The 15,278-nt window shown below is 50.6% G+C and carries 15 protein-coding genes; 4 read left to right on the top strand and 11 right to left on the bottom strand.

Features of this window, described 5'->3' with window-relative positions:
- Positions 1-58: 58 nt before the first annotated feature.
- Positions 59-193, bottom strand: a complete 135-nt coding sequence (locus V5J77_RS05490) for a hypothetical protein (protein WP_338554783.1) — start codon at positions 191-193, stop codon at positions 59-61.
- A gap of 96 nt (positions 194-289) precedes the next feature.
- Here V5J77_RS05490 and V5J77_RS05485 point away from each other — a divergent pair, with 96 nt between their 5' ends.
- Both V5J77_RS05485 and V5J77_RS05480 read left to right on the top strand, forming a co-directional pair.
- Complete coding sequence (locus V5J77_RS05485) at positions 290-580, top strand: transposase (protein ID WP_338554782.1); 291 nt, start codon at positions 290-292, stop codon at positions 578-580.
- A gap of 151 nt (positions 581-731) precedes the next feature.
- Positions 732-1,481: an IS3 family transposase gene (locus V5J77_RS05480; protein ID WP_338554781.1), complete on the top strand. Its 750-nt coding sequence runs from the start codon at positions 732-734 to the stop codon at positions 1,479-1,481.
- A 78-nt stretch (positions 1,482-1,559) separates the two neighbouring features.
- On the opposite strand, the gene V5J77_RS05475 is transcribed toward V5J77_RS05480, so the two are convergent.
- The 8 genes from V5J77_RS05475 to V5J77_RS05440 all read right to left on the bottom strand — a co-directional run bounded on the left by V5J77_RS05475 (position 1,560) and on the right by V5J77_RS05440 (position 9,555).
- A complete protein-coding gene (locus tag V5J77_RS05475; protein WP_338554780.1) occupies positions 1,560-2,066 on the bottom strand; it encodes a hypothetical protein in 507 nt (168 codons plus the stop codon).
- A 53-nt stretch (positions 2,067-2,119) separates the two neighbouring features.
- On the bottom strand, positions 2,120-4,351 hold the full coding sequence (locus V5J77_RS05470) for a hypothetical protein (protein WP_338554779.1): 2,232 nt from the start codon (positions 4,349-4,351) through the stop codon (positions 2,120-2,122).
- A gap of 543 nt (positions 4,352-4,894) precedes the next feature.
- Positions 4,895-5,284 (bottom strand): (2Fe-2S) ferredoxin domain-containing protein, encoded by a 390-nt coding sequence (locus V5J77_RS05465; RefSeq protein WP_338554778.1) that lies wholly within the window; start codon positions 5,282-5,284, stop codon positions 4,895-4,897.
- Positions 5,285-5,303: 19 nt separating this feature from the next.
- On the bottom strand, positions 5,304-5,453 hold the full coding sequence (gene rpmG / locus V5J77_RS05460; RefSeq protein ID WP_338554777.1) for a 50S ribosomal protein L33: 150 nt from the start codon (positions 5,451-5,453) through the stop codon (positions 5,304-5,306).
- A gap of 65 nt (positions 5,454-5,518) precedes the next feature.
- Positions 5,519-6,736, bottom strand: coding sequence for a GTP-binding protein (locus V5J77_RS05455; RefSeq protein ID WP_338554776.1), 1,218 nt, complete (start codon positions 6,734-6,736; stop codon positions 5,519-5,521).
- Between the two features lie 98 nt (positions 6,737-6,834).
- Complete coding sequence (locus tag V5J77_RS05450) at positions 6,835-7,959, bottom strand: metal ABC transporter substrate-binding protein (protein ID WP_338554775.1); 1,125 nt, start codon at positions 7,957-7,959, stop codon at positions 6,835-6,837.
- Positions 7,943-8,902: a metal ABC transporter permease gene (locus tag V5J77_RS05445; protein WP_338554774.1), complete on the bottom strand. Its 960-nt coding sequence runs from the start codon at positions 8,900-8,902 to the stop codon at positions 7,943-7,945. The genes V5J77_RS05450 and V5J77_RS05445 overlap by 17 nt, the downstream gene beginning before the upstream one ends.
- Positions 8,839-9,555, bottom strand: coding sequence for a metal ABC transporter ATP-binding protein (locus tag V5J77_RS05440; RefSeq protein WP_338554773.1), 717 nt, complete (start codon positions 9,553-9,555; stop codon positions 8,839-8,841). Before V5J77_RS05440 ends, V5J77_RS05445 begins: the two co-directional genes overlap by 64 nt.
- 388 nt (positions 9,556-9,943) lie before the next feature.
- Here V5J77_RS05440 and V5J77_RS05435 point away from each other — a divergent pair, with 388 nt between their 5' ends.
- Entirely contained in the window at positions 9,944-10,465 is a 522-nt protein-coding gene (locus tag V5J77_RS05435) for a molybdenum cofactor biosynthesis protein B (RefSeq protein WP_338554772.1), read from the top strand.
- 344 nt (positions 10,466-10,809) lie between these two features.
- Here V5J77_RS05435 and V5J77_RS05430 read toward each other — a convergent pair whose 3' ends face one another.
- Positions 10,810-12,687: an AbfB domain-containing protein gene (locus V5J77_RS05430; protein ID WP_338556569.1), complete on the bottom strand. Its 1,878-nt coding sequence runs from the start codon at positions 12,685-12,687 to the stop codon at positions 10,810-10,812.
- Positions 12,688-12,941: 254 nt separating this feature from the next.
- Between V5J77_RS05430 and V5J77_RS05425 the strand changes: the two genes are divergently transcribed.
- Positions 12,942-13,910 carry an MraY family glycosyltransferase gene (locus V5J77_RS05425; RefSeq protein ID WP_338556567.1) on the top strand — a complete coding sequence of 323 codons (969 nt, stop codon included), beginning with the start codon at positions 12,942-12,944 and terminating at the stop codon, positions 13,908-13,910.
- 86 nt (positions 13,911-13,996) lie between these two features.
- Here V5J77_RS05425 and V5J77_RS05420 read toward each other — a convergent pair whose 3' ends face one another.
- Positions 13,997-15,235 carry an S-layer homology domain-containing protein gene (locus V5J77_RS05420; protein WP_338554771.1) on the bottom strand — a complete coding sequence of 413 codons (1,239 nt, stop codon included), beginning with the start codon at positions 15,233-15,235 and terminating at the stop codon, positions 13,997-13,999.
- Positions 15,236-15,278: the final 43 nt, after the last annotated feature.

The raw sequence follows: 15,278 nt of genomic DNA, 5'->3' as shown, positions 1-15,278 counted from the left end.
TTTAATGTTTTTCACTCTTTTTTTGGCTTGTTCAAAATTACTATCCAAATTCTCCACCTCATATTTTAGGTTTAAATCCAGGAAAGCCTCCAGGCTGTGGTGGTGCTAACTCATGAGCACCTTTTGTGCTTTCGTTCATTGTACCATCTTTGAAATAGTTCTTATCACGATACGGTAATCCTTCTTGCATCATTTTACTTTCTGCCAGTTTGGAGCGCTACGATAAAAATGCAGTCGATAAACACCCTCGTATGAAATAAAATGAAAGTTGACGAGGGGATGAGAAGCAATGAATCGGTACGACAAAGCATTCAAAGAAGAAGCGGTAAGATTAAGTGATGAAATTGGACCAAAGAAAGCCGCTGAGCAATTGGGTGTAGCCTACCACACCTTGCAGGGATGGAGAAAGCAAAGAATCTTGCACGGCGACGGAGCGCATATTGGGAGCGGACGCGCTTATGCATCTGCCGATAAGACGGCGCGTGAAATCGAATTAGAAAGAGAAATAGGCGAGTTGCGACGCGCGAATGAAATCCTCAAGGACGCACTTGGTTTTTTCGCAAAAGACCGGAAGCGGTAAAAGCATGCAAGCTCTATGCTTAATCCGTGAACGACGGGATCGATGGACCGTCAAGGAGATGTGCGAAGCGCTTGCTGTCAGCGAATCGGGCTATTATCGTAGCCTAAAGCCTGCACCCATGCAGGAGAGACAGTAACGGCTTCTGGTCAACATGAAAGCCATCATCAGTGAACATGAAGACAATCGAAATTACGGTGCCCGGCGCATGCTGCTGGCGCTGTCGCAAATAGACATCCACACCAGCTACAGCACCGTCTATCGCCTCATGAAGAAGCACGGGCTGCTGCAGAAAGCGAAGCGTCACCCGAACGGTATTACACGTGAGGATGCCGCAGCTCAAAAGAGCGAGAATCTGATCCAAAGAGATTTCAGCGCCTCGTCACCGAACCAAAAGTGGCTATCGGATATCACCGAAGTTCCTTTCTCAGATGGCAAACTCTATCTGTCCGCGGTGCTGGATTGTTACAACGGAGAGATCGTCGGCCTTGCCATGGACGACAACATGCGCAAGGAACTCTGCATCCAAGCATTTGAGAACGCGTGCAAGGCAAGAAACGCACGCGGCATGATTTATCACAGCGATCGCGGCAGCCAATTCACAAGTCAGGCATTCCGAGCGTGTCTGGCTAAACGCGGTGCCATTCAGAGTATGAGCGGCACAGGGCGCTGCTATGACAACGCAAGAATGGAAAGCTTCTTTGCTACGTTAAAGAAAGAAAAGCTGTATGAAATTAAAACCGAACACTACCCGATGGCGCAGATCAAATCGATCATCTTTAGATATATTATGACCTACTACAATAGACGGCGCATCTACACTACGAACCCAGGGGCTGGCCCCCAACGATTTACCGTGAAAGAATGCTGTCATACGCAGCTTAGCAACAGGATTTCTTCATGAGTGTGTTTTCAGACTGCACTTTTCTTGACAACTCCAAACTTATTTATTCATACGACTACTAATTCACACTTATTTATCTTATATAAGATCAAGCTCATCCAAAGTCCTATCACTTATATCCTCTGGTTCAATTGTGCTCATGCTCGTAGAGACAATTCGAGAGCGCCCACTACTGCCACAAGTTAATTCTCCATTATGGTATCGTATCCTTCCTCCTCTACTAAACAGCTTGATTATTGGAACGTATAATTCTTGAAATTCCAGTGCAACAGACTCACTCTTACTAGCTAAATAAGCCCATTCCAAATAATTTTTACACGTTGATTTAACAAGCCATTCATCTTGAATTTGGTTTAATTCATCACAATATTCATATATATCAATAGGCACCTTTATGCCACACATATCCGAAGCACTAAAAACTGCTGGCCTTCTATTAGGATCTCTGTTTATATAATCGTAAAATAGAGATCCTCTTCTTAGGAACTCGTATAATAAAACAGCATGCGACGCCTTATTCACTTCCTCATATTTCCAATCAATATTTTTTATTACAGATCTAGCTTGTTCAAATATCGTATTCAAATAAATATCTCCCCTCTTATTTTCACTATTCAACTATATAGTATAGTCTAGGGTTATAAAAGACTTTCATCTGGTTTAAAATTTGGGTCTGGATAGTCTTTTGGTGGAGGAGGTGCCAAGTCATGCGCTCCCTCATAAGGCGGCTTCCCAGTCAACCCTTGCTTATGATCCCAAGATTCAATTTTACGATATGGAATCCCTTCTTCCATCATCTTACTTTCTGCTAATTCATGATCTGCTAGTTGTCTAAACCATGCTTTTTCTACAGGTGATAATTCAGCCTGAAGAGCTTTTTCCCATCCATAAGCTATATGATAATCTGGGTGGAAGTAGCCTTTATAATAATATTTCCCATTATTAGAATCAGGTAAATTAACATGTTCTGTTAAAATAAGATGTTTTTTTAGACCAACTGCCTCTTCTAAACTAAGACCGGTGTTTTTCGCAAAAACTTCGATCTCTTTCATATCTAAGCCTGTTGCCCTTAACCGATCATATGTCTGTTGTGCAATTAACTCTTGCTTAATAAAAGGTTCGAATTGAACTTGCTTCCCTCTTGGTTCAATGGGGATCACAGTTATTGGTTTCCCCATCCCCTCAGCCTCTCGCTTCAGCCGCTCCATCTCTTCCAAATACCGCTTCTGCACGTCTGTTTTCGGGACTTCAATTATCGACTTGTTGTTAGGAATAGAGTCCATGAATTGGAACCCATCAGGAGTTACAAGCTGATTGCCAAAGCCTAATCCACGGCCATTTCCTGCACCCTCCGGTTTGACCGCTGGACTTTTCGGAACTGTCGGTTCTATTCCTTCTGGAACCTTCACTTTAACCGAGAACAATATACCGAGGACACCTAGGACATCCTGCACATGCTCCTTAGAATTCGGATGTTCAGGGGCAAACGCTCCCTGCACCATCCCCGTTAGACCCATGCTCACATAATCCAAATACGCAGACACCGACTCATTTCGATTCGCCGTTCGTTCAACGTGCTCCTCCCATAGCGCTTCGGGCACACTAATCAAGCCCATCGTTGCGTAGTTAAAAAAATCATAGACCGAGTCGTTCCTCTTGTTCGCTCGATCAACGTAAGCATTGTATATATCCGTTCCCACTTCAGCTATGCTATTTCCGGTTTGCTTAATCGCAGCCCATTCCACTGCAGCTTGGTTTTTTATCACGCTCCCGTAGATCTCAAGGCTTTGCATCGCATCCTGCCCAAACTTCTCCAGCATGCCCGGCTTTTGCTCGACGATAACTTCCTTTGGTGGGGGATCGTACTTACTTAATGCCTGCATGCTCTGCAAAATCGTCAGCACGTTCAGCAGTCCGCTTTTTACTTGCCCCTGCTGGACATCCGTGACTAATCCACCCGCTGCGGTTCGAATCGTTTGCTGCAACGCATGAATTTCCTTGAGCTGCACCCTCGCCAGTTCGCCCGTCGGACCCGGCGTTTGCGCCATCATCACCATAAACAAATAACGTGCATTGTCCGGCAGCGGCACCCGCGTCGTCAGGTCCCCTTCCAGCGCGAACGATGGATCATAGTCACACGCCAGCAGCGGCACCTGCTTGAAATAGCTCGTCATATTCACATTTGGGGCAAAATAGCTCTCTGCTACGCCAAGTTCCTTGAGCTTCTCCCGGCTAATCTCCGCCTGCTTGTGCATCTCCGCCATAAGCAGATGATTGCCGAACTGCTTGTACACCGCATACGCCGTTTGCGCCTTCGCGATCAGATCACGCTCCGCGAAGATCGCCTCCAGCTTCATTTCCGCATCCAGCTTTTCTGCTGCTGTCGCACCTTGGAGACCTGCGATCCGCCGCAGCTCCTTCACCAACGGATCGCTTGACCAGCGGTCTCGGCTGGCCTGCGGCAAGATCCGGTCGATCAAATTCGTAACCATCGGACGGAAGGTGACGGGCACAGGTGTGTAGCTGCCGCCGCCTGTCGTCCCTACCTGCTTCAACAGGTCAAAACGCTCCAGCCCGCTCAGCCCCTTCGCCAGCTGCTTCGCTTCCTGCGCTGCTTCCGCCTGCACACGCTCGATGCCCTTCAGCGCTTTGCTGATTACCTCCGTCATCTGCTCCGCTTCCTGCGTCAAGCCCGTCAGCTGCCTCTGAATCTGCTCCAGGCTGCTCAGCATCGGCAAAGAGCGATCCCAGCTCGCGATCTTTCCGCTCACCCGCCGTCGCAGCTCATCCGTGTCCGCTCCGATTCGCACCATCTGCTGCTGCAGGCGCCTCACTTCATCCGGTTTAAATACAACCTGCTTTCCAGCCATTGTACGCCTCCTCGCTTACCCGTTCTATCTCCACATGCCTTGGAAGTCAATGCCCACCGAGAAGCTCGATGCAAACATTTCGTTAAGCCAATAGCAGTCCATACCCTTCTCGGTTTTCCTACTTGTAAAAAGTCAGAAAAATCCTTGTACTTTAACGAAGCTCCATACTGTCTTAGCAAGGTTTCGTAACCAATCTCATTTCTCATTTTTCCTTGTTTATAAAAGATATATGAAATATAGAACTTCATTTTCAATTATTTACCTTACCCATTATTACATCAAAATACCTAATTTTCCACCTGTTTTTTTGTATATAATATAAAATTTCGAATTAATGCATGGCTAGATTTAAAATCTATAAATCCTTCCGAGGGATAATAATGCAAATAAACAATCGAATATGTACAGAGAATGTTATTTTAGAGAAATCGGATAGGGATATGCAAAAAATCCAGCAGGATCAATTTACTACAATATACAAAAAAAGCATAACGCTGCAATTCAGCGTTATGCCCTCTGCACTTGCCTATGCTTCTCCACCTGCTAAGCTCTCTCCACTTTCTTCACAACCGGCTTGCTAATGCCTTCCGCCGCACTGCCTGTTGCTGCGAAGCTATCGGCTTCGTAGTTATACGAGATTCGCTCTGGCAGCGGCATGAGATTGCCGCCGAGCAGTCCGCGAACGAGCTTGCGACCAAGCTCTGGCGTCATACCGTTATACCAGTTGCCGTCGGGATAGACGACCACATTGCATGCATCCTCACATCTGCCGTTGCACATCGTCTTCGTCGTATGGACGAAGGAATCCGCTTCGAGCCTTGCAAGCTCCTCACGGATGGCGAGCGTTACCTCTTCCGCGCCGCTGCGCTTGCAGCTGCCCCCGTTGCATAGAAGCAGATGATGGCGCGTTTGCGTCAGGTTCCAAGTTGCCATCCTCTGGAAGCCTCCTTTCCTACCTCGTTTCCCGATGCAGCGTCACCCGCTTAAGACGAGGGCTGTATTTGCGCAGCTCCAGCCGCTCCGGGGTCGTACGTTTATTTTTGGAGGTCGTGTAGTTGCGGTCACCCGTCTCCGTGCATGCCAGCGTTACAGTAACTCTCATTAGGCTCACCTCCTTTTATAACATACTTTTAAACGACCTGTCTTCCTTATAAATGACCTGTCTTCTTAATTTATAGCGCAAGCCTCCTGCTGCGATTGCGGAAACGGATCAAACAAGCTGTTCCAATCCTGCTTCATCTCTTCCTTCGTCAGCAAGCACTGGTCAAGCGAAGCTTCAATCTCGGCCCGTTGCAGATCAATACCAATGAACACCACTTTATTGATTCGGTCGCCATACATTGGATGCCAGCTGCTCGCCAGCTCAGGCTCCTCCTCCAGCAGCAAGTGCTGCTCAGGCTCGGGAAGCGCAGCCACCCACAGTCCAGCAGGGCCAAATTGAATGGACGGCCCCGCCTGACTAATGCTCTGCGCCTGCAAGCTGCGGGTTGCCAGCCACATAATGCCTTTTGCCCGAACGATAGCTTCCGGCCACTCCTCCATCCAGCGCATTAGCCGTTCCGGGTGAAAAGGCTTCGCCCGCACATAAACGAATGAGCCGATTCCGTATTCCTCCGTTTCTGGCGTATGGACTGGCGCATTCAGCTCCCGCATCCAGCCAGCCGATACGCTCGCTTCTTCAAAGTTGAATCTGCCCGTATTCAAAATTTCCGCAGGATCAACCTTGCCCTGCTCGGTGCGAATCAGCTTGGCGCGCGGCTGCAGCGTGCGAAGCACGCCCTCCAGCTCGTCCAAATCCTCAGCGCTGACCATATCGCATTTATTAAGCAGCAACACATCACAAAATTCAATTTGGTCAATCAGCAAATCAACAACCTCTCGGTGATCCTCCTCATGCGCTCCCTGACTGCGTTCAAGCAGCGTCTCGCCCGAGGAATAGTCATGCCAGAAGCGATATGCGTCAACGACCGTCACCATGCAGTCCAAGCGGCAAAATTGCGACAGGTCAATGCCCTGCTCCTCATCAATATAAGTGAATGTTTGAGCTACAGGAACCGGCTCGCCCACGCCCGTCGATTCGATCAAAATATAATCAAAGCGCTCCTGCTTCGCCAGCCGCTCCACCTCGCGCAGCAAATCTCCGCGCAGCGTGCAGCAGATGCAGCCATTTGACATTTCCACCAGCTGCTCATCGGTGCGGGAAAGCCCGCCTTCTTTTTGAACCAAAGCCGCATCAATATTGACCTCGCTCAAATCATTGACGATAACCGCCACCCGAAGCCCATCGCGATTGTTCAGCACATGATTGAGTATCGTCGTTTTGCCCGCTCCTAGATAACCGCTCAGCACCGTCACCGGAATTTTAAAATCTGCTTGCCTCTTCACTGCTGCTTCCTCGCCCATTCTTTTTCACGCTTCCCTTCATCTATATAGCTTTGCATAAACACGATATCATTGGTCTCTTGCTGCGGCTTCAACCTCCCTTATTCGTTCAAAGCAAGCTTTAGTGCTTCCAGATTGTTTGTCATCACGCCAATATAATCGAGCCCGTCTTCCGTTTCTTCCTCGGTCAGCCCCTCAAGCGGGTTCAGCACCGCTGTCTTGGCACCAATTTCGCTCGCGATGGTGCTGGCGATTTTCGGATCAACCAACGTTTCGAAAAAAATCGTCTTTATTTGCTGCTCCTTCGCCAGCTTCACAATTTCCGCCATTTGCTCCGGGGAGGGCTCCTGGTCAGGAGACAGGCCGGAAATCGGCACCTGCGTCAAGCCGTATTCACGCGCCAAATAGCCAAAAGCCGCATGCTGCGTGACGAACTCGGTTCGCTTCGCCCCTGCAAGCCCCGCCTTATACGCATCGTCCAGCTGTTGGAGCTTCGCAATATAGGCATCTGCATTTGCTTTATATTGGTCTGCATGGGTTGGATCTGCTTTCGCAAACGCCTCTTGAATGGCCGCCACCTCTGCCTGTGCCAGCTTCGGACTCAGCCATACATGCGGATCGAGACTATGCTCATGCTCGTGAGCATGCCCCTCTTCCTCGTGGGTAGCCTCCTCATGCTCCGCAGCATGGTCATGGTCGTGCTCATGTTCGGCATCCGCATGTGCAGCTTCTGAGGCACCATTCGCTACTCCCCCATGCGAATGCTCGTCTTCCCCGCCTTCGGCTAATTCTATGCTGCTGCTCGCCTCCACGACGACACGTTTCTCATTTACTGCACTTTCCAGCGCCTGCTCCGCCCAGCCTTCTACGATGCCGTTATAGACGAATACATCCGCTTCTTTCAGCACCGCCATGTCCTTGGCACTTGGCTCCCAGTCATGCGGCTCGGTTCCAGCCGGAATCAGCGCCGTTACATCGGCGTAATCCCCGCCCACCTGCTTGCTGAACTCATACATCGGATAAAAGGTCGTTACGACCTGCAGCTTCTTCGCTTCCGCCTCCCCGGCAGCTTGCGACACGCTCGCTTCAGAGGCAACGGCACCTCCGTTATCGACTTGAGCGCCAACTGGACTTGCTCCATTCATGCTGCCAGCCGCGCCGCATCCCGATAGCAGCAGCACTGCTGCGATAAATAACAAAGAAAATTTGCTAAACATAGCTTTCATTTTCTGTACCTCCATTTGTGTGAGTAGCTGACGCATCCAGTCTACCGCTCTTTATGCGGGGAAAAACGTCCTGCTTCGCCAACTGCCCCGTTTGATGATTGTTAATGATGGTGCGATTTTGCCGATTGCCGAGCTTCCCGGCTATAACGGACACCTTTTTTAATACAATGCCTAAGCTCAGCAGCGCGAGCAAAAATAATGCGATCGTTCCGCCCGGCGGCGTTCCCAGCTCATACGAGGCGGTCAGTCCCGAAAATACGCCTGCAACGCCGACAAGCATCGCAATCATGAGCGCTGCCGCAAAGCTGCGGGCAAGACGTACCGCCAGCGCCGCTGGCAGCACGATCAGCGCTGATACGAGCAGCACGCCTACAATCGGCATAGCCGCAGCGACAATCATACCCGTCACCATGCTGAACAGCATGGAGATGAGTCGGACAGGAATGCCGCTTGCTTGCGCCGTTTCCTCGTCGAACGCCATCTGATACAGCGGTCTGCGCAGCAATATAAAAAAGCTCGCTCCTACGGCCGCTGCTCCAAGCATCAGCATTAGCTCCGTTTCGTTCACTGCGACGACAGAGCCGAATAAATAAGAGGAGAAGCTTTTGTTCATCCCTTTATTCAGCCCCATCAGCACAACGGCGCTCGACAAGCCGCCAATCATAATGATGGCAATCGACATTTCGCTGTAGGCCCGGTAGGAGCGCCGAATATATTCAACGGCAATCGCTCCTGCTACAGCAGCGGAGAACCCGGCGTAAGAAGGATTCCAGCCCAGATAGGCCCCTGCGGCAACGCCAGCTAATGAGACATGTGAAAGCATATCCGCCATCAGCGCCTGCCGTCTCAGCATTAAATGCACACCCAGCACAGAAGCGACTAAAGCGATGATGCCTCCGGCGCAAAATGCCCGCTGCATGAAGTCGTAGTGCAGCATTTCCATCCTCCCTCCCCCTTCCGTTCCAGCTCAATGATGCGGTTCAAATACGGACGGACCTCTTCGAGTCCATGGGTTACCATCACAACCGTCCGCCCATGAGCCTGCACATGATGATGCATTAATTCGTAAAAGCCTTTGCGGCTTGCTTCATCCATTCCTGTTGTCGGCTCATCCATGACGAGCAGGTCGGGCTGCTGTGCCAGCGCTCGGGCAATGCACACCCGCTGCTTCTGTCCGCCGGACAGCTCGCCGATTTTGCAGCCGCGCTGCTCCCACATGCCGACCTGGCGCAGCGCCTCCTCGGCACGAGCTCGTTCCTGCGGCCGCATTCGCCGCAGCCAAGCTCCGCTCTCGTATGCGCCGGACCTGACGAACTCCAGCACCGTGCTTGGAAAGCCGCTGTTAAACGCCGCGATCTGCTGCGGCACATAACCAATCACGAGCCTCTTGCCGCTCGTGCCGAGCTTCGCCAAATAAACCTCTCCACTCCACGGCTTCAGCAAGCCCAGCATCAGCTTAAGCAGCGTCGTCTTCGAGGCGCCGTTGGGCCCGGTTACCGCTATAAATTCACCAGCATGAATGACCATATCCGCCTCATTCAGACTCGGTACGCTGCCGTAGCCGAACACGACATTATTTAATGAAGCAAGCTCCACGCTGTCTCTCTCCTTTCGCTCCAATGCTATTTTTCAAAAAAGATAATAAGGTTTAAGCTTCACCCTCAAAACGGCCGCTTTACTGCCAGTGGATGGCACCAACCCTTTGCATTTAATCGTAATAATTACGATAATAATTCAAAAAAAGAAATCGCCGGCAGCGATTCATTAACGGTTATCATGTTGTTTAATAGTAATCATTACGCTTAATGAGTATAGCAAGCCGCTTTTCATTCGTCAACTGCCTATTTTGTGCCAGCCCGCCGTGCCTTTTACGGAGGAACATTCCCTGCCTGCGCTGGCATCGGGGTCAGATCCAGTATACAATAGGAGTCATTATTCAATAATTTTCCGGCATAACTGCCCAAGAAAGGATGCTTACATTTCAATGAGTACATCCGTTGAACAACATCGCGAGGAAGCACCTAAGGCCGTTAATTGCATGGTCATTACCGTATCTGACACGCGTACGCCCGCTACCGATAAAAGCGGCACGCTGCTTATTGAGCTGCTCAAGGCAGGCGGTTATCAGGCGACGCGCTACGCCATCGTCAAGGACGAATACAGCGAAATCCAATCCGCACTGCGCAGCGGAGCTTCGGACCCGGCGGTTGAGGCGATTTTGCTCAATGGCGGTACAGGCATTGCCAAGCGGGATACGACCTATGAGGCTGTAAAGGATTTGCTCGATAAGGAAATGCACGGATTTGGCGAGATTTTTCGCTACTTGAGCTTTACTGAGGATATCGGCACGGCGGCAATTCTGAGCAGGGCGATTGCTGGCGTTTACGAGGATACGGCGATTTTCTCCATGCCAGGCTCCAGCGGCGCAGTTCGGCTGGCGGCCGAACGCATTATCATTCCTGAGCTAGGTCATGTCATGCGGGAAATTTATAAGGATCTTCGCTGACCGCTTTAAAGTAAGTCTAGGATTAACGAAGCTCTATCTCTCCACGGATTTAGAAGGGGATGCTTACCTTCATTCATAAAAACAAGAGAAAGAGGGGGAGCCCACTCTTTCTCTTGTGTCTTGTCTCTTGTGTCTTGTGTCTTGTGTCTTGTGTCTTGTCTCTTGTGTCTTGTCTCTTGTGTCTTGTGTCTTGTGTCTTGTGTCTTGTGTCTTGTGTCTTGTCTCTTGTGTCTTGTGTCTTGAGTTTTTCTCTCTTGCTCCCTATTTCCCCCTATCTTTTCAGCTTTGTTCCTGCTCCTCTTCCTGCCTCTTTTCAGCCCTCGTCTATGCTTCTCTCTACGATTTTACGAAAAGTTCGTTCGTTTGAACGTTGCATCATTTTTAGAGATGGTTGTATTGAGGGCGCTCAAGGCGTCCAGCCGCAGCACATAGTTGTAATGGCGAACGTAATAGCCGGGCTGGCTGTACGATTCAAAGGAAATTTTCGTGCTGTCTCCAAGCCCGCTGACGATGTTGAAGGTCGCATCCTGTTTGAACGCATCCGTTCCGTCATATTGCTGAAGCACAATCTGATTGCTGGCATTTCGGCGAAAAAAATAGCCCGGGTAATTCATCGACTCCAGCGATACGGACGACGCGTTCGCAAGACCCGGTACGACTCGGAACTGCGAATCGGCAGCCGGAGATACACCTGAATCAACGCGTCCAACATAGTTATTATGACGAATTAGGTAACCAGCAAGAGCACCCGCTTCAAAGGTGCTGTAGCCCGCCGCCTCCGCCGTCGCCGGACCGAGCAGCCGAACCTCGTGCAGCGTTGGCGTATACCAGTTGCCCGGATTGTTGAACAGCACCGCACTCACCATATTAATTCGCACATAACGCGCTGTAAAATGCACCGCATCGGTCGTAAAGCCGTATGCGGTATTCGTCGTGCGGTCAATGACGGCATAGTTCACGCCGTCATTGCTGATTTCGATTTTATATTTGTAATAGCCCTCGGAGCCCTTATACATAAACCACGAAATATCAACCTCAGTAATCGTCTTCGGTGCTCCAAAATCCACCTGCCACCATGCCGGCCAGCTGTTGCTTGCAGCCGCCCATGACACTTGGGCGTTGCCGTCGTTGCCATTTGCCGCGCTGCTTCCCGAGGCTATGCTGCTGGCGGTCGCGGTTTTGCCCAGCGCATGGTTGACTTGCGAGGGCAGCGTGACCGCGCCAGTTCCAGCATCAATGTCCCAGGAGCTATACCAATTGAGCGTGGCGCTATTGCTTGCATCATTCAGCGTGAGCGGCAGCCAGATGAATTTGTGGTCACTGAGATTGAGCGGATTCCAGCGGTCCGCCATATAGATGTAGCTGGTGACGGCGCTGCCCGTCACAGTCATAATATTTTCAATCTGAGAGCTGTAAGCCGCCGGATCGCCAAAGGGCGAGATCGCAGACCATGTGCCGTTCATCGCCGAGGCTGTGGAATAGCCGCCTTGGTTCGGATACCAGCCCGAAGCCTGCGAGGTGAACAAATAATACGTATTGTTTTTCTTCACAACAGCGGGCGCTTCGCGGTAACCGTTCTCATAAATCCAGCCGACGAAGCTGCTGACGCCCGTGTAATCGGCATTCAGCTTGAAAATCGCCATCGTATCGTTGGCACCGCCATTTTTCCTCGAAGCAGTAATGAGGTAGGCACTGCCATCGGTATCGGCAAATACCGTCATATCCCGGGACTCGTAGTTCAGCGGCCGGAAGCTGCCTTGATACGTAAATGCTCCATCTGGTGTAGAGCTCGTCGCAACGGCAACGCGGGCGAGCGAATAATCGCTGCCATTTTCATAATGCATCCAGAGCACATATTTGCCCGTTGCAGCATTATAGATGACCTTAGGGCGCTCGATCTTGCTCGTATTCAGCTCCGCTGCCGAGGTTTTGGTCAGCACGCTGCTGCGGAAGGTCCAATTTTTGAGGTCGCTTGATGAATACACGTTAACGGCATCGAACGTTCCGCCCGTCGCATGCTCGCCATACCAATAATAGGTGGAGCCGACTTTTAATATGTTCCCGCTGTTTGCAAGAATCGGGTTGCCAGCGGTGTCCTTCCAATCCGTCCCGTTTACAATACTTACGCTGGCAGCGTCAGCGCGGCCCGCCGGAATCGCTCCGGCAGCAATTGAAAGCAGTAGAGTAAGCAGCAAAACAGCGATCAAACTTCTTTTTCCCATAATCACCATGCTTGAACTCCTCCTTTATAATGATGCGACGCCTGGTTAAGACCAGCAACGCACATCCCTTATTTTAGCATTTATGTAAGCGATATCAATTGAACAATCCGGCGAATGGTGAACGATCTGGACTTCGACGGATGATGAGCTATTTATCAAAAATTTGCTATTCAAACTCGTTTATTGTAACATTTTAATAGTTTGAGAGATTGCTAGCTTTGCTGCCTATTTTTATATATTTATACATTCAGGAGATGATCTCGATTAGTTACGCTGCTGCATTTGCAATGTCATTCTTTATTGTGCTGCTGCTTATCCCTCCGCTACGCAAGCTTGCCTTCCGCATCGATTTTGTGGACAAGCCCCGCAAAGATGTCGAACGCAAAATACATAAAGAGCCGATTCCACTCACGGCGAGCTATGCTATTTTTGTCGGCTTTATGGCTACGTATTTAGTATTCGTAGATGAAATTACAATGAAAACAGTCGCTATTATAATAAGCTCGATCTTGCTGCTCATTATTGGCACAATTGACGATTGGTACAAGACGCATGGCAAGGATTTTCCGTCATTGCCGAAGATGCTCGTTCAAGTGTCGGCGGCGGCAATCGTATTTTTCGCTGGTGTATCTTTCGAGGGCTTCTACAATCCGCTCAGCGGGGAATTCGTCAATCTGCCTTATGCCCTGCAATTCGTATTGACGATTTTATGGATTTTCGGGGTAACGACCGTTATTAACTTCTCCGATGGCATGGACGGCTTGGCGGGCGGCCTTTCTACGATTTCAGCTGTGACGCTGTTTATTGTGGCTCTTGCCAAGGGGCAAAGCGATTCCGCGATGCTGGCTATTATTTTGATTGGAGCAGCAATTGCTTACCTGCGCTACAATAAGCCTCCGGCCAAAATATTTATGGGTGACGCTGGGGCGACGTTCCTCGGCTTTATGCTTGGGGTCATTGCACTTGACGGCGCCTTCAAGCAGGCGACTGTGCTGTCGATTTTCATTCCGATTTTGGCGCTTGGCGTGCCGATCTTCGATAATATTTTCGTCGTAATCAAGCGTATGATTCAAGGCAAGCCCATCTACCAAGCAGATGCGACACAGGTTCATTACCGCCTGCTGCATTCCGGGCTCAAACCCGGACAAGTGCTGTCGTTTCTGTTTCTCATCAGCGTTTGCTTCTCGCTATTTTCGATTATTTTACTTATGATTCCGGTATAAAGCATGGATTGCCAAAAAACCTCTCCCGTGTGGCAGAGGTTTTTTTGGCGTGGAAGGGGCTTCCTTACCTTAGTCGATGCGAATAGCTAATGTCCGTTCAGACGCTCCATCACGCGGTGCAGCAGTACGCTGACCTCCGCTCGCACTGCATGGTCGCCCGGAGCAAAAAGCTTGTCCGTCCGTCCTTGCAGCAGCTTTAGCTCGTACAAATAGGCAATGTCCTGCTCCGCCCAGTGGCCGCTAATATCGCTAAACGGATGCACACCAGATGCAGCCTTTTCCTGTTCACCTGCTGGCTCGACCGGGCCGAGCGCCTTAAGCTCCCGCGACAGCACGGCGGCAATTTCCGCCCGCGTAATCGACTGATTCGGCAGAAAAACACTGCCTTGCGGCCGCTCTACACCTTGCAGCAGACCATTTGCCGCGGCTGTCTCTACATAGTCGTATGACCAATCGCCTTTGCGCACATCGGTAAAGGTAGGCATGGATTGCTGCTTCATATCCAGCTCGAATGCAAGCACAGCGGCCTTCGCGAACTCTGCCCGCGTCATGAGGCGCCCCGGCTCAAAGGCGCCAGCTGCCGTCCCTTGCATCACCTGCGCAAGCGCAAGCTCCCCAACAGCTGCCGAAGCCCACTTCAGCTTCGCAACCGCCTCATAGTCGTTGAATTGCTTGAGGCGCTGCTCGACCGTCAACCGCGCTTCCACTTTCGCAGGCGCTTGTCCGACGACCTTCGTCGCGCCTTCCTTGACTAATTCTGCGCCAATGCTGACGACCGGCTCATTTACTCGATGCTGAATATTCAGCCCCGGATTATCCGGCAAAATAATAATCGACTTCGCCAAGCTGAAAACAGCAGCTCCCTCCTTCTCTGCCTTAAAGGTCAGACTGCCCAGCTTTCCGTAGCCTGAAAATAATGCCGGGCCTCGCTGGGCCGTCGCCTCGGCAATTTGAATAAGGCCTGCTGCGGCATCAAGCTTGTTCAGCAGTTGCATGGGACTCGCCGAAGCTGCAAACACCGCTGGCCGCAGCAGCGCCCCCGCCTCGTTTTCAACTACAGGCGCTATTCGCTTTGAATCGTATTTCATATGTACCTCATAGCCTTGAACCCCACCGTAGCTCCCCTTAAAGCCTTGGAGCCATACAGCGACCTCGAACACATCGCCAATCTTCACCTGATCCGCAGAAGGAACAATACGAATTTGCGGCAGCTTGTCTGCTTCCGCCTTCTCTGCTCCCGATGCCGCTGCCGTACCAAGCCATGCAGTGACCAGCAGGCTTAGCCCCATTAATGACAACCATTTTGAATGCTGACTCCCTCTCATATTCATCTCTCCTGTCTTCGACTTCTTGCGCCTATACCTCATT

Source organism: Paenibacillus sp. KS-LC4, assembly GCF_036894955.1.
Classification (GTDB): domain Bacteria; phylum Bacillota; class Bacilli; order Paenibacillales; family Paenibacillaceae; genus Pristimantibacillus.
The sequence above is the reverse complement of the archived record's forward strand: the minus strand, read 5'-3'. Positions and strand labels throughout refer to the sequence as shown.